This window comes from Bradyrhizobium betae (assembly GCF_050632175.1).
Classification (GTDB): Bacteria; Pseudomonadota; Alphaproteobacteria; order Rhizobiales; family Xanthobacteraceae; genus Bradyrhizobium; species Bradyrhizobium betae_B.
Window position 1 is genome coordinate 6,234,369 of record NZ_CP192576.1, and the last position, 23,095, is coordinate 6,257,463.

The 23,095-nt window shown below is 63.6% G+C and carries 19 protein-coding genes and 3 pseudogenes; 13 read left to right on the top strand and 9 right to left on the bottom strand.

Annotated elements, in window-relative coordinates; translation table 11 throughout:
• Positions 1-212: 212 nt before the first annotated feature.
• Entirely contained in the window at positions 213-1,727 is a 1,515-nt protein-coding gene (locus ACQ86E_RS29960; RefSeq protein ID WP_431203034.1) for a caspase family protein, read from the top strand.
• Between the two features lie 70 nt (positions 1,728-1,797).
• Here the strand turns inward: ACQ86E_RS29960 and ACQ86E_RS29965 are convergent, their stop codons facing one another.
• Entirely contained in the window at positions 1,798-2,082 is a 285-nt protein-coding gene (locus ACQ86E_RS29965) for a hypothetical protein (protein WP_431203035.1), read from the bottom strand.
• Between the two features lie 120 nt (positions 2,083-2,202).
• Between ACQ86E_RS29965 and ACQ86E_RS29970 the strand changes: the two genes are divergently transcribed.
• Positions 2,203-3,459, top strand: a complete 1,257-nt coding sequence (locus tag ACQ86E_RS29970) for an FAD-dependent oxidoreductase (RefSeq protein ID WP_431203036.1) — start codon at positions 2,203-2,205, stop codon at positions 3,457-3,459.
• 179 nt (positions 3,460-3,638) lie between these two features.
• The gene (locus ACQ86E_RS29975; protein WP_431203037.1) at positions 3,639-4,409 is read left to right on the top strand and encodes an outer membrane protein; all 771 of its coding nucleotides are present in this window, start codon (positions 3,639-3,641) and stop codon (positions 4,407-4,409) included.
• 115 nt (positions 4,410-4,524) lie between these two features.
• Here ACQ86E_RS29975 and ACQ86E_RS29980 read toward each other — a convergent pair.
• The 4 genes and pseudogenes from ACQ86E_RS29980 to parE all read right to left on the bottom strand — a co-directional run bounded on the left by ACQ86E_RS29980 (position 4,525) and on the right by parE (position 9,005).
• Positions 4,525-5,294: pseudogene (locus tag ACQ86E_RS29980) on the bottom strand (SDR family NAD(P)-dependent oxidoreductase).
• Positions 5,295-5,315: 21 nt separating this feature from the next.
• On the bottom strand, positions 5,316-5,501 hold the full coding sequence (locus ACQ86E_RS29985) for a hypothetical protein (protein WP_015686413.1): 186 nt from the start codon (positions 5,499-5,501) through the stop codon (positions 5,316-5,318).
• 304 nt (positions 5,502-5,805) lie between these two features.
• Entirely contained in the window at positions 5,806-6,588 is a 783-nt protein-coding gene (locus ACQ86E_RS29990) for an outer membrane protein (protein ID WP_431203038.1), read from the bottom strand.
• A 371-nt stretch (positions 6,589-6,959) separates the two neighbouring features.
• Positions 6,960-9,005, bottom strand: coding sequence for a DNA topoisomerase IV subunit B (gene parE, locus ACQ86E_RS29995; RefSeq protein WP_431203039.1), 2,046 nt, complete (start codon positions 9,003-9,005; stop codon positions 6,960-6,962).
• 270 nt (positions 9,006-9,275) lie between these two features.
• Between parE and ACQ86E_RS30000 the strand changes: the two are divergent.
• The 5 genes and pseudogenes from ACQ86E_RS30000 (at position 9,276) to ACQ86E_RS30020 (ending at position 13,420) form a co-directional block, all read left to right on the top strand.
• Positions 9,276-9,805: pseudogene (locus ACQ86E_RS30000) on the top strand (DedA family protein).
• Between the two features lie 225 nt (positions 9,806-10,030).
• Positions 10,031-10,699, top strand: coding sequence for an FMN-binding negative transcriptional regulator (locus ACQ86E_RS30005; RefSeq protein WP_431203040.1), 669 nt, complete (start codon positions 10,031-10,033; stop codon positions 10,697-10,699).
• Complete coding sequence (gene argC / locus ACQ86E_RS30010) at positions 10,696-11,679, top strand: N-acetyl-gamma-glutamyl-phosphate reductase (RefSeq protein ID WP_431203041.1); 984 nt, start codon at positions 10,696-10,698, stop codon at positions 11,677-11,679. Before ACQ86E_RS30005 ends, argC (ACQ86E_RS30010) begins: the two co-directional genes overlap by 4 nt.
• 92 nt (positions 11,680-11,771) lie before the next feature.
• The gene (gene argC, locus ACQ86E_RS30015; RefSeq protein WP_431203042.1) at positions 11,772-12,818 is read left to right on the top strand and encodes an N-acetyl-gamma-glutamyl-phosphate reductase; all 1,047 of its coding nucleotides are present in this window, start codon (positions 11,772-11,774) and stop codon (positions 12,816-12,818) included.
• 14 nt (positions 12,819-12,832) lie between these two features.
• Positions 12,833-13,420: a class I SAM-dependent methyltransferase gene (locus ACQ86E_RS30020; protein ID WP_431203043.1), complete on the top strand. Its 588-nt coding sequence runs from the start codon at positions 12,833-12,835 to the stop codon at positions 13,418-13,420.
• 3 nt (positions 13,421-13,423) lie between these two features.
• Here the strand turns inward: ACQ86E_RS30020 and ACQ86E_RS30025 are convergent, their stop codons facing one another.
• Together ACQ86E_RS30025 and ACQ86E_RS30030 are read right to left on the bottom strand one after the other, a co-directional pair.
• Positions 13,424-13,822: an MAPEG family protein gene (locus ACQ86E_RS30025; RefSeq protein WP_431203044.1), complete on the bottom strand. Its 399-nt coding sequence runs from the start codon at positions 13,820-13,822 to the stop codon at positions 13,424-13,426.
• Between the two features lie 57 nt (positions 13,823-13,879).
• A pseudogene (locus ACQ86E_RS30030) lies at positions 13,880-15,687 on the bottom strand (PHA/PHB synthase family protein).
• A gap of 254 nt (positions 15,688-15,941) precedes the next feature.
• Here ACQ86E_RS30030 and ACQ86E_RS30035 point away from each other — a divergent pair.
• The 4 genes from ACQ86E_RS30035 (at position 15,942) to glpX (ending at position 20,097) form a co-directional block, all read left to right on the top strand.
• Complete coding sequence (locus tag ACQ86E_RS30035; RefSeq protein WP_431206598.1) at positions 15,942-16,217, top strand: hypothetical protein; 276 nt, start codon at positions 15,942-15,944, stop codon at positions 16,215-16,217.
• Positions 16,218-16,432: 215 nt separating this feature from the next.
• Complete coding sequence (locus tag ACQ86E_RS30040) at positions 16,433-17,653, top strand: LL-diaminopimelate aminotransferase (RefSeq protein WP_431203045.1); 1,221 nt, start codon at positions 16,433-16,435, stop codon at positions 17,651-17,653.
• Between the two features lie 29 nt (positions 17,654-17,682).
• Positions 17,683-18,999, top strand: coding sequence for a homoserine dehydrogenase (locus ACQ86E_RS30045; protein ID WP_431203046.1), 1,317 nt, complete (start codon positions 17,683-17,685; stop codon positions 18,997-18,999).
• A 96-nt stretch (positions 19,000-19,095) separates the two neighbouring features.
• Positions 19,096-20,097: a class II fructose-bisphosphatase gene (glpX, locus tag ACQ86E_RS30050; protein WP_015686400.1), complete on the top strand. Its 1,002-nt coding sequence runs from the start codon at positions 19,096-19,098 to the stop codon at positions 20,095-20,097.
• 92 nt (positions 20,098-20,189) lie between these two features.
• On the opposite strand, the gene ACQ86E_RS30055 is transcribed toward glpX, so the two are convergent.
• Entirely contained in the window at positions 20,190-21,086 is an 897-nt protein-coding gene (locus ACQ86E_RS30055; RefSeq protein WP_431203047.1) for a hypothetical protein, read from the bottom strand.
• A gap of 462 nt (positions 21,087-21,548) precedes the next feature.
• On the opposite strand from ACQ86E_RS30055, the gene ACQ86E_RS30060 reads away from it, so the two are divergent.
• Positions 21,549-22,277, top strand: coding sequence for a haloacid dehalogenase type II (locus ACQ86E_RS30060; protein WP_431203048.1), 729 nt, complete (start codon positions 21,549-21,551; stop codon positions 22,275-22,277).
• Positions 22,278-22,283: 6 nt separating this feature from the next.
• Here ACQ86E_RS30060 and ACQ86E_RS30065 read toward each other — a convergent pair whose 3' ends face one another.
• The gene (locus ACQ86E_RS30065; protein ID WP_431203049.1) at positions 22,284-22,904 is read right to left on the bottom strand and encodes a TetR/AcrR family transcriptional regulator; all 621 of its coding nucleotides are present in this window, start codon (positions 22,902-22,904) and stop codon (positions 22,284-22,286) included.
• Between the last annotated feature and the right edge of the window lie 191 nt (positions 22,905-23,095).

Sequence of the window (23,095 nt, forward strand, 5' to 3'; positions counted from 1 at the left end):
CAGCCCCGCTTCCAGTGCGATTGCCCAAGATGATGGTCCAAGAAAAAGCAGATTCCGGAGGAATCTGCCATAGAGGTGTGATGGAACCGGAGGCGATCGCCTGTTGAACCGTCGATATGGCTGGACCGACTATCACATTAGCGGTGGGCGGTTCCAATGAACCTCTGTTCGAAGGAACCGGCGGAGCGCCGTCCTGCAACGGGAATCTTGCGATGACGCGTCGGCCTTTCAGAATTCTGGCAGCACTCGGCCTTGCGGCGTGCCTGAGCGCGATCGCTCTTCCGGCCCAGGCCGAGAAGCGCGTCGCGCTCGTCGTCGGCAACAACGACTACAGGAACGTCCCGAAACTGCTCAAGGCCGTCAACGACGCCCGCACCATGGGCGATACGCTCAAGCAGCTCGGCTTCCAGGTGATGGTCGCCGAGAACCAGAGCCGGCAGCAATTCTCCGAGACGTTGCTCGCCTTCGACCGGACGGTCGAGCCCGGCGACACCGCGTTCTTCTTCTACGCCGGCCACGGTTTCGAGATTGCGGGCCAGAACTACCTGCTGCCGACCGACGTGCCGGCGGCGACGGAAGGGCAGGAAGAACTGGTGCGCGACGCTTCGATCCTCGCCGACCGCATCATCGAGCGCTTGCAGAACAAGAAGGCGCGGACCTCGATCCTGGTGTTCGACGCCTGCCGCAACAATCCGTTCGAACGCGGCGGGACGCGTGCAGTCGCAGGTTCCGGCGGGCTGGCGCCAATGACGCAACTGCCAGAGGGCGTGTTCTCGGTGTTCTCGGCAGGTCCCCGCCAGACCGCTCTTGATCGTCTCTCCAACGACGATTCCAATCCGAATTCGGTATTCACGCGCACCTTTGCCAGGGAGCTGCTCGAGCCCGGCGAGAACCTCGTGCAGGTGGCGCAGCGTACCCGTCGTCTCGTCAGTGAGATGGCCGGCACAGTCAAACACAGGCAGGTGCCGGTTTATTTCGACCAGATGGTCGACGACGTCTTCCTCAGCGGTATCGCCAAGGATGCCACCGCGCGCCCGGCCGTTCCTCCGCCGCAGAAGGTCGCAGCGCTGCCGCCGGTGTCGGTGCCGCGCCTGCCGAAGGAGGAAACCACCAATGCGCCGATCGCGAGCTTCTCGCGGCACAATGGTGGCTGGAGCGTGGTGTTCTCTTTCGCCGACCCCACGCTCGGTATTTCCTGGCGCATGGCCGGCAATGCCGATTTCCGCGAAACCGGATTCATCGACACGCTCGATCCGCGCACGCGCAAGCGGATGCCGAACCCGTCGATCGAATTGCCGCCGGACGCTGCGGCCGGCACCATCGAGGTTCGCTATGTCGACCAGTCCGGCGACATGCAGGGGCCGTTTCCGATCAAGTTCGATCCGGAGGCCGCGCTGATCCGCGACCAGCGCAAGATCCTCGACATGACCGCGACGAGCTGGCTGTCGTTTCGCGAGTTCAACGGGCTGCTCCTCTACTACACGCATCTGGTTTCGTATCGCTGCGCCATCCGCGAGGTGCGCATCGGCATCGACACCGCCGTGCCGAACCAGGTGCTGAAGATGCCGAATTGCGACATGCGCGATCCCAGCGCGATCAGCGCCGGCATGCCGCTCTACATGAAGCTCGCCCCGGCGACGCAGTCCGTCTCGGTGGAGTTGACCTATCGCGATGGCAGCGTGTCGGAGATCAAGAGTTTCCGCGCCGCCAACCGCAGCAACAACTAAGCGCTTCGGAGATGGCCTGAGGATCTGATGACGCCTCGGCGCGGAGAAGTTGTTCCTTCGCGAAACGCTGTCAGCCGCGGCGCTTCCTGATGGCGCGCTTGATGGAGTCAATTGCTTCCATCAAGGGCGGTGCCAGCGAGAAGAATGCCCCCAAGGCGATCGAGATGACGACATGGCGAAGCAGGAACTTCTCCTGCTCCTCGAACGGATAGCCGTTCTGGTCGATTCGCACCGGCGCGAGCGTGCCGGTGCCGTGCCGATCCGGCGTCTGCGGCTTGCGCGGCGGCAGCATGATCACGACGAAAAGTACGTTGATCAGCAGCCAGATGCCGAGCACTATGAGAATCGTTTGCACCGCAACTTCCCGAAATCGATCGACGTCATTGCAACGCTAACGGCCATTCACCGCTGCGGCAAACCAATTCAATGCTGTTGCAGTGCGAAGAGGACTAAAGTCGTAACCGAGGATCCGATCGTGGAACCAGCCGCGTCACAGCCAACCCAGGCGCGTTCCGTGAAGGTCCGGTGCTGCATCGTCGGCGGCGGGCCTGCCGGCATGATGCTCGGCTATCTCCTGGGGCGCGCCGGCATCGAGGTCGTGGTGCTGGAGAAGCATGCGGATTTCTTCCGCGACTTCCGCGGCGACACCGTGCATCCCTCGACGCTTCAGGTCATGGACGAGCTCGGCCTGATCGACGCCTTCCTGAAGCTGCCGCACCAGCGCCTGCAGAAGATGGACGGCCTGTTCGGCGGCACGCATGTGCGCATCGCCGATCTCGGCCGGTTGCACACGAAGTACCCGTTCATCGCCTTCATGCCGCAATGGGATTTTCTGAATTTTATGCGCGAGGCCGGCAAGCGCTTTGCTTCGCTCGAGGTGATGATGAACACGGAAGCCGTCGACCTGATCCGCCGCGGCGATACCGTCACCGGGGTGCGTGCAAAGACCCTGGAGGGGCCGATCGACATCGAAGCCGATCTCACCATTGCTTGCGACGGCCGGCATTCGATCGTGCGCGAACGCGCGGGGCTCAGTGTGGAGGAGATCGGCGCGCCGATGGACGTGCTGTGGTTTCGCGCCGGCCGCAAGCCTGACGAGACCGAGAACCTGTTCGCGCGCGTCGAGCCCGGCAAGATGATGATCACCTTCGACCGCGGCGACTACTGGCAATGCGCCTATGTCATTGCCAAGGGACAATACGACGCGGTGAAGGCGAGGGGATTGCAAGCACTGCTGGACGACATCGTGCGGATGGCACCGGTGCTCGGAAGCGGGATTTCCGAGGTGAAGAGTTTCGACGACGTCAAGCTGCTCACCGTCGCGATCAACCGCCTGCCGCGCTGGACGCGGCCGGGCCTGCTGTGCATCGGCGATGCCGCGCATGCGATGTCGCCGGTCGGCGGCGTCGGCGTCAATCTCGCCGTGCAGGATGCGGTGGCGACCGCCAATTTGCTCGCGGACAAGCTTGCGCATGGCTGCCCGTCCGAGAACGAGCTCGATGCCGTGCGCCGCCGGCGGGAATTCCCGGTGAAGATGACGCAAGCCATGCAGGTGGCCGTGCAGAACAACATCATCAGCGGAGCCCTGCAGGGCGGCGACCGGCCGCTGAAGGTGCCGCTGGTCGTGCGCCTCATCACGGCGCTGCCATGGCTGCAGGGCATTCCCGCGCGTCTGCTTGCGCTCGGCGTGCGGCCCGAGCATGTGCAGTCGAAGGCAATGTCGTCACCATAGCGCAGCAATTCGGTAGGGATAATGTCGCGTTAAGTTGCGCGCAATGCGTTGCGCGCGTGCAACAGCGCGGATGGATTCAAAGCCGGCCCGAGGCCAATCCGGCGTCTTAACTTTCTTGATTCAAATTTGAGTAAGACCTGCATGTGACCGTGCGCCCATCAAAGGACACGGGGTGTACCATGCGTAACAAGTTGATTGCCGCCTTCGCCTGCACGACCGCTCTGGTTTCGGCCGGTGCTGCCTCCGCCGCCGATCTCGGTGCGCGCTACACGAAGGCGCCGGCTTATGTCGAGCCACTGTTCAACTGGACCGGTTTCTATGTCGGCGGCCATATCGGCGGCGCCTGGACCAACGAGCAGTTCATCAACAGCGGAAACACGACGCCCTTCGGCGATCTCGGTCCGGGCGAGGGCTTCCGTCAACGCAAATCGGGCATCATGGGCGGCGCCCAGATCGGCTACAACTGGCAGGCCAACAACTACGTGTTCGGCATGGAGGGCACGATCTCCGGCCTCGACAACAAGGGCTCGTTCACGAACACCGTGTTTGGCGCTGGCCTCGACGACCAGTTCAGCTGGCGCGCAAATGTGCTCGCGACCGTCGTCGGTCGTGCCGGCTTTGCCGTGCAGAACAACCTGTTCTACATCAAGGGCGGCTATGCCGGCGTGAACAACCGCCTGTCTGTCACCGACACTGTCGGTGTGGCGACGGGCTCGGGCGGTCAGACCCACTGGGCCAACGGCTGGACCGTCGGCGCCGGTTGGGAATACGGCATCACCCGCAACTGGATCGTCGGCCTCGAATACAACTACGCGGCCTTCGGCAGCCAGACCTATCAGCTCGGCGGCACCTCCGGCAGCTACACCTTCGATGCCAAGCCGCGCGACATCCAGTGGGCCGTCGTCCGTGCGAGCTACAAGTTCGATGGACCGGTCATCGGCCGTTACTGAGCGCGTCAAGAAACGACCAAGCAAGCGACAAGAAACGATCACGACCCAAATTCAAAAGCCCCGGCTTCGCCCGGGGCTTCTTTTTGCGCGCAGGTTCAGCGCGTGCTGGATGGCTCTACGCCATCACCGAGAACCCGCCGTCGACGGGAATCGCGGTGCCCGTGACGAAGTTCGAGGCGGGCGAGGCGAGGAAGACGGCGATGCCCGCGAAGTCGTCGATGTCACCCCAGCGCCCGGCGGGCGTGCGTGCCAGCACGCGCTCGTGCAGGCCCGAGACCTGCTTGCGCGCGCCGCGGGTGAGGTCGGTGTCGATCCAGCCCGGCAGGATGGCGTTGACCTGGATGTTGTCGGGCGCCCAGGCATTGGCGCAGGCGCGCGTGTACTGCACGATGCCGCCCTTGCTGGCCGCATAGGCGGTGGCGAAGCTCGCACCGAAGATCGACATCATCGAGCCGATGTTGATGACCTTGCCGTTGCCCGACGCCTTCAGCGCCGGATAGGCCAGCTTCGAGCACAGGAATGCGCTGGTGAGGTTGGTCTTGATCACCGTGTTCCATTCGTCGAGCTCGAGCTCGTGCGGCGGCTTGCGGATGCTCATGCCGGCATTGTTGATGAGGATGTCGATGCGGCCGAGATCCTCGACGACACGCTCGACCATCGCGGCGATGGCCGCCTTGTCGGTGACGTCGGTGGTGACGGCAATCGCCTTCACGCCGCGCGCCTTGAGGTCGGCAACCGCGGCGGCCGATTTGGCTTCATTGCGTCCGACCACGGCGATATCGGCGCCGGCGTCGGCGAGTCCGTGCGCCAGGCCAAGCCCGATGCCGCCATTTCCCCTGTGACGATTGCGACTTTGCCGCGGAGATCGAACCGGTTGGATGTCATGCTTTCACTTCCTGGTTTCTTCTATTGGTTGCTTTGCCAGATCAGGACCAGCCCGAAGCCCGCCATGGCCGCGCCATAGCCGGCCCATTGCAGTTCGTTGACCATGAAGCTCGATCGCGGCCAGGCGATGGTGCCCGTGCCCTGTCCGATCCAGAGCAGCCCGACGGCGAGGGCAAACAAGCCTGCGACAAGCAGAAATCTGCGCATGCGATCCTCCCCGTTGGTCTGGTTCTGTCGCGGCCCGCGGCATGAACGATCGCCATGGGCCTGCGATCACTTGGCGGGCACAGTAGCCGCAGCTTCGGTTGGGATACAATGGCGCCGCCGGCACAATGCGTCTGCTCTCGCGAGGAGCAGTCGCGCGGTGGCGCTCGGCGTGGGGGCACGTGCAGCAGGGTGAGGGCGTCCGTCAGCAAATGACAGCTCACAACGAAAAAGCCCCGGACGATGCCGGGGCTTTGACGTCTGAACTTGCGTTCTGATCAGTCTTGGTCAGCTCAGTACTTGAAAATCAGTACTTGGCGACGACCGGACCGGTCCAGTTGAAGCGGTAGACCAGCGAGGTCGAGATGGTCTGGTTCCAGCTGTTGGCACGGATGCTGTTGCCGGTCGGCAGGTTGGTGCCGTCGATCAGCTCATCCTGCGTCTTGGCGTTGTAGAAGGCCGAACGATATTCGGTCTTCATGAACCAGCCGGGCGACTGGATGCCGAAGATGTTCAGGTTGTTCTCGACGCCGCCGCCGATGAACCAGCCGTTGCGATTGTAGCTGTTGAGGTGGGCACCAGCAGGAGTGCCGGCCAGCGTCTGGAAGTTGGTCTGGCCGAAGTGAGCGCCGGAGTAACCGCCGTTGACGTAGGAGAGAACGTTCGGGGCAACCAGCCAGCCGAGGCGGACACCGGCGGCCCAGGAGTCTTCCAGCTTCTGCGAGCCAGTGATGCCGAAGATCGGATCCTGGATCGTGGCGCGGATGCTACCGAACTGACCGTCGGCGAACACGCCGGCAACCCAGGTGCTGTTGAACTGCCAGTCGTAACCGAGACCGACGGTGCCGAACCAGCCCGAACCGCCCTGACGCTGATCGATCGTCAGCGGGGTGCCGGTGAGGGTGTCGCGGACGTGCTGGTCGGCATTCGAGAGGCCACCGCCAGCGCCACCGAAGATGTAGAAGCCGGTCCAGTTGGCAACCGGAGCTGCCATCGGGGCCTTCACGTAGGGGCGGGCGGCCAAGTCAGCAGCCGAGGCCGAACCAGTCATTGCCGCAACCGCGGTCAGAGCCAGCAAAATCTTCTTCATGATAAATCCCCAACCTTGGTCTGTAGCAGCGCGAGCGCACTGGAGTTCGTTTCAACTGATGCCCCGAATATAGACGGTTCTCGCCGAAATGCTGTTGCAGGGCAGGCACACCTGGCCGAAAACGCCAGCCGGCACGGTCTTCGGGGCTCATCGCCAAATTTCAATAAAGGTGAGATATTATAATAGGTTACAACGATATCTGATGTGTCGGCTTCGGTAAGATTTCGTTAGGAAAGTCGCCTTTGTCCAAAGCGGAGGTAATTTTGCCTCTGCCTCGACGGCCGGAGTCGTTGGCCGAGTCGCGAATCGATCGGAAAATGAAAAGGCCCCGGCGAACACCGGGGCCTTGTCCGCGTCAGTACATTGCCGCATCAGACGTCAAGCAGGTCGTCATTGGCGAATTCGGCCTTGTCCGTGATGAAGGCGAAGCGGGCCTCGGCCTTGGTGCCCATCAGCCGCTCCACTGAATCCGCCGTCGTGTCGCGGTCGTCGGCGAGCAGGACCACCTTCAGCATGGTCCGCTTGGCCGGATCCATGGTGGTTTCCTTCAGTTGCGCCGGCATCATCTCGCCGAGGCCTTTGAACCGGTTCACCTCGACCTTGGCGTTGGCGTTGAACGCGCTCTTGATCAGCTCTTCCTTGTGCTTGTCGTCGCGGGCGTAGACCGACTTGGTGCCGTGCGTGAGCTTGTAGAGCGGCGGCACCGCGAGGAAGAGGTGGCCCTCGTCGATCAGCCGCGGCATCTGCCGGTAGAAGAACGTGATCAGCAGCGAGGCGATGTGGGCGCCGTCGACGTCGGCGTCGGTCATGATGATGATGCGCTGGTAGCGCAGATCCTCTTCGCGATACTGCGCGAGCTGGCCGCAGCCGATGGCCTGCACGAGGTCGGACAGCTGGGCGTTCGCCGTCAGCTTGTCCTTGCCGGCGGAGGCGACGTTGAGGATCTTGCCGCGCAGCGGCAGCACGGCTTGCGTCTTGCGGTCGCGCGCCTGCTTGGCGCTGCCGCCGGCCGAGTCACCCTCGACGATGAAGAGCTCGGAGCCCTCGGTGCCGGCATCGGTGCAGTCGGCAAGCTTGCCGGGCAACCGCAGCTTCTTGCCGGCGGTCTTGCGCGCGGTCTCCTTTTCCTGGCGGCGGCGCAGCCGGTCCTCGGCGCGGTCGATCACGAAGTCGAGCAGCCGGTTGGCCATGTTCGGATTGCCCGACAGCCAATGGTCGAACGGATCCTTCATCGCCTGTTCGACGATGCGCTGCGCTTCGGCGGTGGCGAGACGATCCTTGGTCTGGCCCTGGAATTCAGGCTCGCGCACGAACACCGAGAGCATCACGGCGGCACCGACCATGACGTCTTCGGACGTGATGGACGAGGCGCGCTTGCCCTGGCCGACGCGCTCGGCGTGATCCTTCAGGCCGCGCAACAGCGCGCTACGCAGGCCCGATTCATGCGTGCCGCCATCGGGCGTCGGCACCGTGTTGGTGTAGGAGGACAGGAACCCGTCGGCATCCGCAGTCCAGGCCACGGCCCATTCGCAGGCGCCATGTGCGCCGTTGCGCCCCGATTTGCCGGAGAAGATGTCGGGATGCACCAGCGTGTCGGCATGGATCGCCGCGGCGAGATAATCCTTCAGCCCGCCCGGGAAGTGGAAGGTCGCTTCCGCCGGCACGTCGTCGACGCCCTTGAGCAGCTCGGGCGCGCAATTCCAGCGAATCTCGACGCCGCCGAACAGATAGGCCTTCGAGCGCGTCATCTTGAACAGGCGCTGCGGCTTGAAGGCGGCCTTGGCGCCGAAGATGTCGGTATCAGGCTTGAAGCGCACGCGCGTGCCGCGGCGATTGTTGATCTTGCCGAGATTCTCGAGCTTGCCCTTCGGATGGCCGCGCTCGAACGTCATGCGGTACAGTTGCTGGCTGCGCGCGACCTCGACCTCGAGCAACGAGGAGAGGGCGTTCACCACGGAGATGCCGACGCCGTGCAGGCCGCCCGAGGTCTCGTAGACCTTGCTGTCGAACTTGCCGCCCGAATGCAGCGTGCACATGATGACTTCGAGCGCCGACTTCTTGGGGAATTTGGGATGCGGATCGATCGGGATACCGCGGCCGTTGTCGGTGACAGTCAGGAACCCGTCGGCGCTGAGCTCGACCCCGATGAAGGTCGCATGCCCCGCGAGCGCCTCGTCCATCGAGTTGTCGATCACTTCGGCGAAGAGATGATGCAGCGCCTTCTCGTCGGTGCCGCCGATATACATGCCGGGCCGGCGCCGGACGGGTTCCAGGCCTTCGAGCACCTCGATGTCGGCCGCGGTGTAGTCGGCTTCCGCCCCGCTCGGGCGTGAAGCGCCCTTGGCGGGCGCCTTGGCCTTCGGCTCGTCTGCGCCGAAGAAATCGTCTTTTGCTTTAGGCTTCAATTGTTTGGACATGTATTCTGATGTGCTTTGAAGGCCGCGTAGGCGGCGAATCGGTTGGGCCGACTATGGCACGGCTGGCTTGGAAAGGTCACCGCAGGTCGGCCGGGGGTGTGGTTGGGGAGCAATGCCGGCGATTTTACGCCGGAGGCTCAGCAATTCCCGGCAATTTGACACCTTGTCCGGTCTGGGCCGGACTTTGTGACTTGATGTCACACAAGCCCTTGGCTTACCAGTCTTTTCCATCGAGTGGGAACCTGTGACGGGGCGGGAAGGCGATCTGGAATGGAGCAGTATGCGCACGCACTGGCCGACTTCGTGCGTGCTCACCAGGCTTGGGCGGCTCCGGTCGTGTTCCTGCTGGCGTTCGGGGAGTCACTGGCGTTCATCTCGCTGCTGATTCCGGCGTGGGGGCTCTGGTCGCCATCGGCGCGCTGATCGGCGTCAGCGGCATCAGCTTCTATCCCGTCTGGATTGCCGGCGGGCTTGGCGCTGCGCTCGGCGACTGGGTCTCCTACTGGTTCGGCTATCGCTACAAGGAGAAGGTCGCGCAGATGTGGCCGCTCTCGCGCTATCCGGAAATCCTGCCGAGGGGCGAGGCCTTCGTGCGCAGCTGGGGCGTGCCAAGTATTTTCATCGGCCGCTTCTTCGGCCCGTTGCGCGCCTCGGTGCCGCTGGCTGCGGGCATTTTCGAGATGCCCTATTGGCGTTTCCAGGCCGCCAATTTCATCTCGGCCCTGGTGTGGTCTGCGGCGTTGCTGCTGTTCGGCGACGTGATCGCAAAGGTCATGGAGTGGATCTGGCGGGTGGTCTGACGCCTTGAACCTTGACGGGAACAGCGACTGGCCTTATAGCCGCGCGCCATGATCAACGCCGCGACCATTCTGTTCGCCCGTCGCCGCCGCCGCTCTTTTGCGGTTTGGGCGGTCGATCGCGTTTGAGATCATCGTCTTTGCCGCTGGATCCGATCCGCGGCATTCTCTCTCCTGTCAGCGCGATCTGATCCGGCGGCCCCCAAGAAGGCCCAGCAGGAGACCACGATGTACACGCCACCCTTTTTCAAGCCCGACCGCGCCGCGAGCCTGAAATTCGCCGAGGAGCGCGGCTTCGGCACCATGTGCGCCTTTGACGGCCACAAGCCCATCGCCTCGCCGCTGCCGTTCTACCTGACCTATGCCGATGACGGCACGCCGCAGGCCGCCTTTCATGTCGCCCGTCACAATCCGCTGCTAAAGCTGGCGGACGGGACGACGTCCTGGCTGCTCGCGGTCAATGGCCCCGATGCCTATGTGTCGCCCGACTGGTACGTCTCGCCGGATCAGGTGCCGACCTGGCTGTACCAGTCGGTGCATCTGACCGGGCCGGTGCGCTTGTTGTCTGACGAGGAACTGGTGCTTCAGATCGACACACTCAGCGACAAGTTCGAGAACTGGCTGTTGCCGAAGAAGCCCTGGACGTCGGGCAAGATGACGGCGGGCCGGCTAGAGGCGCTGAAGAAGGGGATCGTGGGTCTGGTCATGACGGTCGAAGAGGTCGAAGGCAGCTTCAAGCTCAACCAGCACAAATCCGACGCCGACTACACGGCGATCGCCAATGCGCTCGGCGCGCAAGCCCATGCCGACGCCAGGGACATCGCACAATTGATGCAGGATGTGAGGCCCGAAGCCTTCGCGAACGAAACCAACAAGCTCGAAAGGAGCGTGCCATGAGCGTTGCCGAGACCACGAAAGCCCCGACCTCCGGCGCGGCGAAAAAGCCCGCCTCCGTCTTCGTCGATGGCGGCTCCGGCACCACCGGCCTCGGCATCAACGAGCGGCTGAAGCTGCAGGGTGACGTCGTGGTGAAGGCGCTTCCCGACGACAAGCGCAAGGACCCCGCAGCCAAGAAGGCGCTGATGGAGGAGGTGGATCTCGTCATCCTCTGCCTGCCGGACGACGCCGCCAGGGAAACGGTCGCGCTGATCGACAGCATGGGCTCATCGAGCCCGAAGGTGCTAGACGCCTCGACCGCCTACCGGGTCGCGCCCGACTGGGCCTACGGCTTTCCCGAGCTGACGCCGGACCAGGCCAGCAAAATCAAGGCCGCGAAAAAGGTTTCCAATCCCGGCTGCTATCCGACCGGCGCGATCGCATTGCTGCGGCCGATCGTCGATGCCGGCCTGCTGCCCCCCGACTATCCCGTCACCGTCAACGCGGTGAGCGGCTATTCAGGTGGTGGCAAGTCCATGATCGCAAGCTTTGAAGACGGCAGCGCGCCGTCCTTCGAACTCTACGGCCTCGGCTTCGAGCACAAGCATCTGCCGGAGATGCAGCTCTATTCGAACCTGACGCGGCGGCCGATCTTCGTCCCCTCCGTCGGCAACTACCGGCAGGGCATGCTGGTCTCGATCCCGCTGCAACTCGACACGCTGCCGGGCAAACCCAGCGGTGCGGATCTCCAGGCCGCGCTGGCAAAGCGCTACGCCGGCTCGAAATACGTCTCGGTGATGCCGCTGCAGAACGAAGCGTCGAAGGGCGGGCGGATCGAGCCGGAGGCACTCAATGAGACCAACATGCTCGAGCTCTACGTCTTCGCCAGCGACAAATATCACCAGGCCGTGCTGGTCGCCCGGCTGGACAATCTCGGCAAGGGCGCCTCGGGTGCGGCCGTGCAGAACATGCGGCTGATGCTTGGGCTGGCTGAGGAATAGCTGATGCTCGCGAGGTCAACCCCTTTGGACGAGGCGATGCTGCGACTTTCGACCCGGCAAGACCATCAAATGACGCCTGAAAGGTACGCGTGATGAGCTCGAAGAAGATCGGCATTCTCGGCGCCTCCGGTTACACCGGGGCCGATGCGGTGCGCCTGTTGGCGCGGCATCCGCACGCCGAGATCGTCGCGCTGACAGCCAACACCCATGCCGGCAAGTCGATGAGCGCAGTGTTTCCGCATTTCTTCATGCTGGACCTGCCGAAACTCGTGGAATGGGAAAAGGTCGACTGGAGCAAGCTCGATGCGGTGTTCTGCGGACTCCCGCACGGTACAACGCAGGAGATCATCGCCGCCGTCCTCAAGGCAAACCCTGAGATCAAGGTCCTGGACATGTCCGCCGATTTCAGGCTGCGGGACAAGAACACCTATGCGCAATGGTACGGCCATGAGCACCGGGCGCTCGAATTGCAGGGCGAAGCGGTCTATGGCCTGACCGAGTTCTATCGCGAGAAGATCATTTCGGCACGGCTGGTCGCCTGTCCCGGCTGTTATCCCACGGCGGCGCTGCTCGCGCTGGTGCCGCTTGCGAAAGCCAAACTGATCGACGTCGACGACATCATCATCGACGCGAAGTCGGGACTCACCGGCGCCGGCCGCGGGCTGAAGCAGAACACGTTGTTCAGCGAGGCGGGCGAGGGGCTGTCGCCCTATTCGGTCGGCACCCACCGGCACGCGCCCGAGATCGAGCAGGAGATCGGCGTCGCCGCCGGGTCCGCGGTGACGGTCAACTTCACGCCGCATCTCATTCCGATGGCGCGCGGCGAACTGTGCACGTCCTACGTCAAGCTCAACGGCGCGACGCCGGACGATCTGCGAACCGCGCTGGAGCAGGCCTATGCCAACGAGCCCTTCGTGCATGTCACGCCGAAGGGCGTGCTGCCGCAGACGCAGAATGTCCGCGGCTCCAACTACGTGCAGATCGGCGTCGTCGCCGACCGCATCAAGAACCGGGCGATCGTGATTTCCACGCTTGACAACCTGGTGAAGGGTTCGGCCGGGCAGGCGATCCAGAACATGAACCTGATGTTCGGGCTGCCCGAGACGACGGGGCTGGAGCAGATCGCGCTGTTTCCATGACACGAGGTGCTGCGGTGGACGATGCGACCCTGCAATTCTATCGGAGCAACGCCCAGTCCTACGCGGACTGGGCGAAAGCGCCCTCGACGCGGCTGCGTGGCTTTCTGGCCCTGCTGCCGCCAGGCGGTGCGATCCTCGAACTCGGCTGCGGCGCCGGCAATCATTCGGCGGTGATGCTGGCCGAAGGGTTTTCGGTGCGGGCCACCGACGGTTCGCCCGAAATGGCCGAGATCGCGTCGCAGCGGCTCGGTCATCCCGTCGAGGCGATGCGGTTTGACGAGCTCGAGGCGCACGATGCCTATGACGGCGTCTGGGCAAGCGCCTGTCTGCTGCACGTGCCGCGCGACGAACTCGCCGGCATCCTCGCGCGAATTCATCGCGCGCTGAAACCGTCAGGCGTGTTCTATGCGAGCTACAAGATGGGCGAGAGCGACGGCCGCGACAGCCTTGGGCGCTATTACAGCTATGTATCCCCCGAGTGGCTCGATGCGACCTACGCCAGCGCGGGTCCGTGGATCACGCTGTCATCCGAAACCAGCGTGATCCAGAGCTTCGACGAGACGCCGGCCAATATGCTCAATCTCGTCGTTCGCAAGGCCTGATCTCTAGAAGATCTTGAAGATCGCCAGCGCCAGCACGGCCTGTGCCAGGAAGCCGACGGTGAAGGCCAAGGTGCGGAACACCGGGATCCCGAGCGCATAGACGATCAGGTGCGCCACGCGCGACCAGAAATAGACGGCGCAGGCGAGCACGGTCCATTTCGTGGAATAGTCGATTGCGTTCAGGATCAGCACGAGCGGCGCGAACAGCACGAGGTTCTCGACCGCGTTGTCATGCGCGAACATCAGGCGGTTGGCCCACTCCGACTGCGGCTTGTCGCCGCGCGAGGGATTGGCCATCGCGCCACCGAGCCCCAGAATCTGGCAGCGGTTGATGGTGTAGGGAATCCAGAGAATGCCGGTCAGGATCACCGTCAGTGTCAGCCAGAACAATTCACGCGTCATAACCCGGTGTCCTCCAAATCGATGCCGTGAGCTTATACGAAAGCGCGCGCCATTGCGCTATGCGCGAACCCTGACATAGCTGCCGGGCGCGTCCTCGATCGGGGGCAGGGCATCGCTGCCGACGCTGCGTGCCGGGACTTCTTCCGGATCGAGCGTGCCCAGCCATTCGCGCCAGTCCGGCCACCACGAGCCCTTGTGCTCGACCGCGCCCTTCAGCCAGTCGGCGACGGTGACGTCCCTGATGTTGTCGTTGGTCCAGTACTGGTACTTGTTCGACGCCGGCGGGTTGACCACGCCGGCGATGTGGCCCGAGCCGGACAGCACGTATTTCACGGGACCGCCGAAGAACTGCGAGCCGTACAGCACCGACTCCGCCGGCGCGATGTGGTCCTCGCGGGTGGCGAGGTTGTAGACGGGGACCTTGACCTTGGAGAGGTCGAGCAAGGTGTTGTCGAGCACCATCGTCCCGGTCGACAGCCGGTTCTCCAGATAGCAGTTGCGCAGGTAGTAGGAATGGTTCGACGCGGTCATGCGCGTCGCATCGGAATTCCAGTGCAGCAGGTCGAATGCGCTCGGCTGCTTGCCCTTCAGATAGTTGCTGACGACGTAGGACCAGATCAGATCGTTGGAGCGCAGCATGTTGAAGGCCATCGCCATCTTGGAGCCTTCGAGCACGCCTGATGCCTTCATGTCCTGCTCGAGGGACGAGATCTGCTCCTCGTCGACGAACACGAGGAGGTCGCCGGCATGGGTGAAGTCGACCTGGGCTGCAAAGAACGTCGCGGACGCCACGCGCTGGCGGCGCTTCTCGGCGAGCCAGGCCAGCGTGGTCGCGAGCATGGTGCCGCCGACGCAATAACCGGCGGTGTGCACCTTCATCTCGCCCGTGACCTTTTCGATCACGTCCATCGCCGTGAGCGGGCCCTCCTTCATGTAGTCTTCCCAGCTCTTGTTGCCGAGCCGCTTGTCGGGATTGACCCATGAGATCACGAACACGGTGATGCCCTGGTCGACGCACCACTTGATGTAGGATTTCTCCGGCTTGAGATCGAGGATGTAGAACTTGTTGATCCAGGGCGGGATGATCAGCAGCGGGGTGCGCAGCACGGTCTCCGTGGTCGGAGCATACTGGATCAGCTGCATCATCTCGTTCTGGTAGATCACCTTGCCCGGCGTCGTCGCCATGTTGACGCCGACGACGAGATTGTCCGGATCGGACTGGCGGATCTTCAGCATGCCGTGGCCGGCGGCGATATCCTCGGCCAGCATCGTCAGGCCGCGCGCCAGATTCTCGCCGCTGCTCGCCATCGTCTCGCGCAGCACCTCCGGATTGGTCAGCACGAAGTTGGAGGGCGACAGCGCGTTGGTGAGCTGCTGCATGTAGAACTCCGCCTTGCGGCGGGTTTGCGGATCGAGCCCGTCGGCGTTGTGCACCAGCTCCTGCGCCCATTTGGTCGTGAGCAGATAGAGCTGCATCACGAAATCGAAGAACTGGTTCGATTTCCATTCCGGATCGGCAAAGCGCTTGTCGCGCGGCGAGGGGTGATCGCGGGTGGCGCGTCCTGACCGGCCATGCGGCGCGCCGCCGAGCCCCAGAGGTCGAGATAGTCCTTGGCGAGCTTGGTCTGCAGATCGGACGAGCGTGAGGTATCCGACAGCCAGTATTCGGCGACGGACGTGAAGGTCTTCACGACCTCGGTGAGCTCAGCCGGCGGACGATCCTGCACCTCGCCGCTCTCGCGCGGCTTCAGGTATGCGGCAAGCGCCTTGCCGCCGCTTTCCATCGCCCGCGCGACATTCATCGCGAAGGCTTCCGCATCGAACTTCGTCTCGGATTTGGGTGTGTCGGTCGTGGCGGTACTCATGAGCAGAACAGTAACGATTCATTCCGTATTCGTCACCGCGAAGCTGGCATCTTTGGCGTTAAACACGCTCCAAGATGTGCTGCACTGCGACAAAGCTTCTTGGTTTCGTCACAATCAGGATGCACGTCTTGGACCAGTGGGCCTTGGGTAGTTTCTCGCTCGTACCATTTGTGGGCAGCAATGGTTTGAGCTTGGGCAGGTTGTCGGGTTAAGCTCCGGACAGCCATGCATTGGACGAAGTGGGGATTTCCCAGGTGTTGGCGTTGAGGGACCTGCAAAGGAAGCTGCCGTTTGGCGGCGCGTTGCTGATGATGGCGTTCGCCCTGGGCGGCTGCTCGAGCCAGCTCGCGGACATGACACCCGCCGATGCGCAAGGCCATGCCCGGGAGCCCGGCAGCTACCTGCCGGTGCACGATCTGCCGCCGGATCGTGATCAGGCGGTCATCCCGCCGGATCAGCGCGCCAAAATCGAGGCCGAGCTTGCAGCGGCACGCGACCGCCAGGCGGTTGCTGCCAAAGACGCCAAATGAGGCGGCGCAAGGTAATCGCTGGCGCCCCCGCCACTCCGTGCTAAAAAGACGTCAACTCAGCCGAGAGTCAGGGCGAAGGTGTTCAGCCCTTGTCGCCGAAAGTCGCTCCAAGTATTTGATCTTGAGTGGTTTTTGCGCAGGGGGAAGTCGCCTTTCCGATCGAAATCATTGCCTGTCGATTCTGTCCTGACCGGTTGCCCGGAGCCCAGAGAGCCATGGAAGAATTTTACCGCATTCGCCGCCTTCCGCCTTATGTGTTCGAGCAGGTCAACCGGGCCAAGGCGGCCGCGCGGAATGCAGGCGCCGATATCATCGACCTCGGCATGGGCAATCCGGATCTGCCGGCTCCGCCACATGTGCTGGAGAAGCTCAAGGAGACGCTCGGCAAGCCGCGCACCGACCGCTACTCGGCCTCCCGCGGCATCAACGGCCTGCGCAAGGCGCAAGCCGGATACTACGACCGTCGTTTTGGCGTGAAGCTCAATCCCGACACCCAGGTGGTGGCGACCCTCGGCTCGAAGGAGGGGTTTGCCAACGTGGCGCAGGCGATTACCGCGCCCGGCGACGTGATCCTCTGCCCGAACCCGAGCTACCCGATCCATGCGTTCGGCTTCCTGATGGCGGGCGGCGTGATCCGCTCGGTGCCGTCGGAGCCGACGCCGCAGTTCTTCGAGGCGGCCGAGCGGGCCATCATCCATTCAATTCCGAAGCCGCTGGCGCTGGTCGTCTGCTATCCCTCGAACCCGACCGCCTATGTCGCGAGCCTCGACTTCTACAAGGATCTCGTCGCCTTCGCGAAGAAGCACGAGATCCTGATCCTGTCCGACCTCGCTTACGCCGAGGTCTATTTCGACGAGAGCAACCCGCCGCCCTCGGTGCTCCAGGTGCCCGGCGCGATCGACGTCGCCGTCGAGTTCACCTCGATGTCGAAGACCTATTCGATGGCCGGCTGGCGCATGGGCTTTGCGGTCGGCAATGAGCGCGTGATCGCAGCTCTTGCCCGCGTCAAATCCTATCTCGACTACGGCGCCTTCACGCCGGTGCAGGTTGCCGCGACCGCCGCGCTGAACGGCCCCGACGATTGCATCAGGGAGATGCGCGACACCTATCGCAAGCGCCGAGACGCGCTGGTCGAATCGTTCGGCCGCGCCGGCTGGGAGATTCCGCCGCCGGAGGCTTCGATGTTTGCCTGGGTGCCGTTGCCGGAGGCCTTCCGCAGCGTCGGCGGCATGCAGTTCGCTACCCTGCTGGTGGAGAAATCCGGGGTCGCGGTCTCGCCCGGCGTCGGCTTCGGCGAGCATGGTGAAGGATATGTCCGCATCGCCATGGTGGAAAACGAGCAACGGATCAGGCAGGCCGCCCGCGGCGTGCGCCGCTTCCTTGAAAGCGGCATCGAAACGTTGCACAACGTGGTTCCGCTCGCCAATCGGCGTTGAGTTCTCTTCGACAGGTTTTCCAAGGCATCATGGTTGCACCCCTGAAAGTGGGCATAGCGGGGCTCGGCACCGTGGGCGCCGAAGTTGTCCGTTTGATTGAAACGCAGGCGCGCGTGCTCGCGGGCCGCAGCGGCCGCGGCATTCGCGTCGTCGCCGTCACCGCGCGCTCCAAGGCGAAGAAGCGCAGCATCGACCTGCGCGGTGTCGAATGGGCGAAAGACCCGATGGCGCTGGCCACGCATCCCGGCATCGACTGCTTCGTCGAGCTGATGGGCGGCGCCGGCGATCCCGCGCTGTCCGCGGTGGAAGCTGCGCTCAACGCCGGCAAGTCCGTCGTCACCGCCAACAAGGCGCTGCTCGCCAAGCACGGCCTGAAGCTGGCGAAAGCCGCCGAAAAGCACGGCGGTGCGCTGAATTACGAGGCAGCCGTCGGCGCGGCGATCCCCGTCATCAAGACGTTGCGCGAGGGTCTCGCGGGAACCGGCATCAACCGCGTCTATGGCATCCTCAACGGCACCTGCAATTACATCCTGACCCGGATGGAGCAGGAGGGCCTGTCCTTCGCCGAATGTCTCAAGGATGCGCAGCGGCTCGGCTATGCCGAGGCCAACCCGTCTTTCGACGTCGACGGCCACGATACCGCGCAGAAGCTCGCGATCCTCGCCAGCCTCGCTTTCGGCACGAAAGTTGCTCAAAGCGCGGTGTATGTCGAAGGTATCTCATCCATCGCGCCGGAGGACCTGCGCGCGGCCGACGAACTCGGTTACCGGCTCAAGCTGCTCGGCGTTGCCGTTCGCACCGCCAAGGGCATCGAGCAGCGCGTGCATCCGACCATGGTTCCCAAATCCTCCTCGATCGCGCAGGTGATGGGTGTCACCAATGCTGTCACGATCGATGGCGAAGGCATTCCGCCGATCACGCTGGTCGGCCCCGGTGCCGGCGGCGCTGCGACCGCATCGGCCGTCGTCGCCGACATCGCCGACGTCGCGCGCGGCATCCGTGCCAATCCGTTCGGCCGGCCGATCGCGCAACTTCGCGACACGAAAAAGGCGCCGATGGAGCGCCACGAGGGCGGCTACTACATCCGCCTCTTGGCGCGCGATTTCCCGGGCACGGCGGCCGCGATCGCCACCCGGCTTGCAGAACAGAAGATTTCGATCGAGTCGATCGTGCAGCGTCATCCCAATGGCGGCGCTGCGCCCGCCGACGGCAAGGCGGTGCCGGTGCCGGTCATCCTGATCACCTATGCCACGCATGAGGACGCCGTGCGCCGTGCGCTCGCTGCCGTGCAGAAGGACAAGGTGATCAGCGGGCGGCCGCAGGTGATCCGGATCGAGAAGAACTGAGCGTGAAGCGCAGGCTGCGGTTCGAACGAACCGCAGGTGTCGCGAGTTGATGCGGACGGAGATTTCCGTCCAAAACCGTTTCGAAGGAGTTAGCCGATGTCGACCCATATTTCAGTCCCGCCGCAAGCGTTGCTCGAGCGCATCCTCACGCTGGAGATCGTGCGCGTGACGGAGCGGGCGGCGGTGTCATCGGCGCGCTTGCGCGGGCATGGCAATGAGAAGGCGGCCGACCAGGCCGCGGTGGACGCGATGCGGCGCGAGCTCAACAAGCTGCCGATCGAGGGCACCATCGTGATCGGCGAGGGCGAGCGCGACGAGGCGCCGATGCTCTTCATCGGCGAGAAGGTCGGCATGAACGCCGGCCCGCAGGTCGACATCGCGGTCGACCCGCTCGAAGGCACCACGCTGTGCGCCAAGAACATGCCGGGCTCGATCGCCACGATGGCGATGGCCGACGGCGGCACGCTGTTGCACGCGCCCGACGTCTACATGCAGAAGCTCGCCATCGGCCCCGGCTACGCCAAGGGCGTCGTCGAGCTCGACGCGACGCCGGCCGAAAACGTCCGCCGCCTCGCCAAGGCCAAGGGTGTCCAGCCTGACGGCATCACCGTGCTCGTGCTCGACCGTCCGCGCCATGCCAGCATCATCGAGAGCGTGCGCTCGACCGGCGCGGCCGTGCGCCTCATCACCGACGGCGACGTCGCCGGCGTGATCCACTGCGCCGACCCCGACAACACCGGCGTCGACATGTATCTCGGCACCGGCGGTGCGCCGGAAGGCGTGCTTGCGGCGGTGGCGCTGCGCTGCATCGGCGGCCAGATGCAGTGCCGCCTGATCCTCGATTCCGGCGAGAAGATCGAGCGCGCCGCCAAGATGGGCGTCAACGATCCCAAGATGATCTACGGCATCGAGGACATGGCGCGCGGCGATTGTCTGTTCGCCGCCACCGGCGTCACCACGGGCTCGCTGCTGTCGGGCGTCAAGTTCCGCAAGGACGGCGTGATCGAGACCGAGACGGTGGTGATGCGCTCCGTCACCGGCACCGTGCGCTACATCAAGGCCGAGCACCGCGAGCTCGCGAAGTTTCATCTGGACTGACGCTTCTATCTTTCCGCATGCGGTCGTGCGGCTGACGCAGCCGGACGTCCGCGCGGATGGCCCCTGAGTGGTGATCCCATCATCCCACGTTGCTAGGGGCTGCGAGGCGGCGCCGGCATGAACATGAAGGCATCGCACAGGAATAGTGCGAGCTGGACCGCCTGTTGGAGCCGTCCAACGTCCGCGGCCCAGGGCAGAAGAAAAGACCTCGCGGATGCGATGTCTCCGCGGGCGAGGGCGCGTCGCGCGTTCGTGTCTGCCTCGGCATAGCCGTCGGTTGCAAGAATTTTCGACAGCTCGCCGGAGAGCCCATCATCCAGGCTATCGAGACGAACTTCAGAAACGTAGTGATCTGGTCGTAGTTCGATTTGATTTTCAGCCTTGGTCGGATCGAAGAGCCCGACCTGGCTCAACATGATCAGAAGCGGGTGATGTCGCGCGATAGAGGCCGGAATGATCGGGTAGGTCTTGAGCCTTCCAGCTCGATCGTGAAGAGAGGAGAACGAAACCACTGGCCCTATTCCAAATCGCGAGTTGCGGTGGAGTATTAGAAAGGCACCGACGTTCTCATTGTCGTCCTTGTAAGCCTTCCAGCTCTTGAAGTTTTGGTCGAGGCCATTTGCAATCAAATAGGACGAAGCGTTGGCGACGCGAACGGTGACGCCGCGTTGGTCAAGCCCGTCCACCTCGAATTCGATCTCTCGTCCGACGAATGCGGATAGTCCGGACGTGTACGCCCCAATCGTCTTGCCGCTCACGTAATGCACGATTTCCATCCATAAACCGTATGGATGATCTGGAAAGGGATCGAACGCGCGTGGCGATTGCTTCAACCACTCTTCGGGCGAGCGTGCGACCTGTCCGCCCCAGACGACGCCGAGACAGCCGGGCAGTACTTCAAGCACGGCGCCGACAAAGGCCGTCGTGAGGCGCGAATTCTCAGCGAACCCGAGCGCTTCGGTTTCTGCGTTGTCTTCGGCAGAGCCCATCGTCGAGACGACGAGGTGCGCGGCGGTGGCGGCCTGCGGCGTCGAAGGACTCGGGCCATACCCATGAGGCGCGCTGCCAAAGCTGCTGATCGTATGGCATGGGCGCGGGCATCAAGAGGATGGTCATGAGGTGATCACCGACGCGGATGAACATTGGACCGTCGATGTCGTTGCTTGCTGCGTCTGGGAACCGGTCCCACCGCAGACCGGGATGACGAACGCGCAGCGTCTCGATCAAAGCCCCCTCATTGGGGAGGCGGGCATCCTCAAGCAAAATATATGCAACGGCGACGGTCATGGCAGATGCGCTGCACCCCGACTGGTTGAGACCGTTCACCACGCTCGTCCTCGACGTGCTTGGCGTCACGGATTAGCGCTATTGTTGCATAAAAGGGATCATGCTTTAAAGCTCTCGATCTCGACCGGAGCCAACCGGGCGCAGGAAAATCAGCGGAGCCAAGCATGACCACGACATCCGATCTCACCGCCGTCAAAGCCCTCGTCTTCGACGTGTTCGGTACCGTCGTGGACTGGCGTACCAGCCTGATTGCCGATTTCATGTGGTGGGCGAAGGGCCGCGGCATCAGTGCGGACTGGACCGCCCTGGTCGATGGCTGGCGCGGCATGTACATGGCCTCGATGGACGACGTGCGCAAGCATCCCGAGCGCGGCTATGTCATGCTCGACGATCTGCATCGTCGCTCGCTGGAAAAGCTGGTCGCGCAGTTCGAGATCAAGGGCCTGACCGACGCCGATCTCGACCACCTCACCAAGGGCTGGCACCGTCTGCATCCGTGGCCCGACAGCGTCGCCGGATTGACGCGCCTCAAGACGAAATTCGTGATCGCGCCGCTGTCGAACGGCAACGTCGCGCTGCTCACCAACATGGCGAAATTCGCGGGCCTTCCCTGGGACCTCATCATGTCGGCCGAGCTGTTCGAGCACTACAAGCCCGATCCCGAGACCTATCTCGGCGCCGCGCGTCTTCTGTGCCTCAAGCCGGAAGAGGTGATGATGGTCGCCGCCCACAATGGCGATCTCGCGGCGGCGCAGAAGAACGGGCTGAAGACCGCCTTCGTGGCCCGGCCGACCGAGTACGGTCCGTTGCAGAAGGTGGACTTCGAGGCCACCGGCAATTGGGACATCGTCGCCAGGGATTTTGGCGGGATCGCCGACAAGCTCGGCTGCTGAATCGGCTCAGCTCCGGGATCGATCCGGTATGAGGTCACGCTGAGCCCGCGGCTTCCCGGCCGGCTCTTCAGGCGCACAGAACATCGCAATCGCAAGATCGATCCGCTTGTCCAGCAGGCGGCGGTTGAGGCGGAATCCGTCGTCGGCCAGCAGCCTGAAATGATCGTGGCTGAACACCATTCCCAGCAGCATTTCGGCGACGGCGCGGAGCGGCATGCCTTTGAGGCGCGGTTCCAGCCTGACAGTTTCGAGCAGGCCTGCAACGTCGTCGGTGCCGCTCTCCATGATGACCTCCGCGAACATGCGGCCGAGGTCCGGTGAGGCCTGGCGTTCACCGATGATCAGCCGGTGCAGCGCGATCTCGCTGGGCGCGAGCGCCACGTCCGCGATTCTCCGGAGCGCTGTCCGAAGCTGCGTCGGCGGCGTACCTGTCAGTGGCGGGTTTGCGAAATGGGCCTCGGGCAGGCTGCGCAGCAGCATCGCCCGGAATAGCTCGGTCTTGCTCTCGAACAATTTGTAGAGCGTCTTCTTCGACATCCCGGCTGCGCCGGCGATGTCATCCATCGTGGTCGCGGCAAAACCCTTGCTGGTGAAGGTGGCCTTCGCTGCCGCCAGCAACTGCATCATGCGCGCATCCGGGGCAGGGAGGTCGAGGTCCCGTCTCTCCCGCTCCGAACGCGGGCTGCCGCCGGTACGCCTGCGACTGCTGGATTGGCTCGTCATGTAAACCTGCCGTTAAACATCCGCTGCATCACGACCGCTTGATCCGGAATTCTGCCTCCAGCCTATCACTTGACTTCAAGGAAGGAAACTACCAA

What these genes read in the sequence shown, in the direction of transcription:
- ACQ86E_RS30055 (WP_431203047.1), bottom strand. Translation starts at nt 21,086, where the DNA reads ATGGGCTCTGCCGAAGACAACGCAGAAACCGAAGCGCTCGGGTTCGCT.
- ACQ86E_RS29960 (WP_431203034.1), top strand. Translation starts at nt 213, where the DNA reads ATGACGCGTCGGCCTTTCAGAATTCTGGCAGCACTCGGCCTTGCGGCG.
- ACQ86E_RS29990 (WP_431203038.1), bottom strand. Translation starts at nt 6,588, where the DNA reads ATGAAGAAGATTTTGCTGGCTCTGACCGCGGTTGCGGCAATGACTGGT.
- ACQ86E_RS29975 (WP_431203037.1), top strand. Translation starts at nt 3,639, where the DNA reads ATGCGTAACAAGTTGATTGCCGCCTTCGCCTGCACGACCGCTCTGGTT.
- ACQ86E_RS30005 (WP_431203040.1), top strand. Translation starts at nt 10,031, where the DNA reads ATGTACACGCCACCCTTTTTCAAGCCCGACCGCGCCGCGAGCCTGAAA.
- argC (WP_431203041.1), top strand. Translation starts at nt 10,696, where the DNA reads ATGAGCGTTGCCGAGACCACGAAAGCCCCGACCTCCGGCGCGGCGAAA.
- glpX (WP_015686400.1), top strand. Translation starts at nt 19,096, where the DNA reads ATGTCGACCCATATTTCAGTCCCGCCGCAAGCGTTGCTCGAGCGCATC.
- ACQ86E_RS30045 (WP_431203046.1), top strand. Translation starts at nt 17,683, where the DNA reads ATGGTTGCACCCCTGAAAGTGGGCATAGCGGGGCTCGGCACCGTGGGC.
- ACQ86E_RS30065 (WP_431203049.1), bottom strand. Translation starts at nt 22,904, where the DNA reads ATGATGCAGTTGCTGGCGGCAGCGAAGGCCACCTTCACCAGCAAGGGT.
- ACQ86E_RS29985 (WP_015686413.1), bottom strand. Translation starts at nt 5,501, where the DNA reads ATGCGCAGATTTCTGCTTGTCGCAGGCTTGTTTGCCCTCGCCGTCGGG.
- parE (WP_431203039.1), bottom strand. Translation starts at nt 9,005, where the DNA reads ATGTCCAAACAATTGAAGCCTAAAGCAAAAGACGATTTCTTCGGCGCA.
- ACQ86E_RS30025 (WP_431203044.1), bottom strand. Translation starts at nt 13,822, where the DNA reads ATGACGCGTGAATTGTTCTGGCTGACACTGACGGTGATCCTGACCGGC.
- argC (WP_431203042.1), top strand. Translation starts at nt 11,772, where the DNA reads ATGAGCTCGAAGAAGATCGGCATTCTCGGCGCCTCCGGTTACACCGGG.
- ACQ86E_RS30040 (WP_431203045.1), top strand. Translation starts at nt 16,433, where the DNA reads ATGGAAGAATTTTACCGCATTCGCCGCCTTCCGCCTTATGTGTTCGAG.
- ACQ86E_RS30060 (WP_431203048.1), top strand. Translation starts at nt 21,549, where the DNA reads ATGACCACGACATCCGATCTCACCGCCGTCAAAGCCCTCGTCTTCGAC.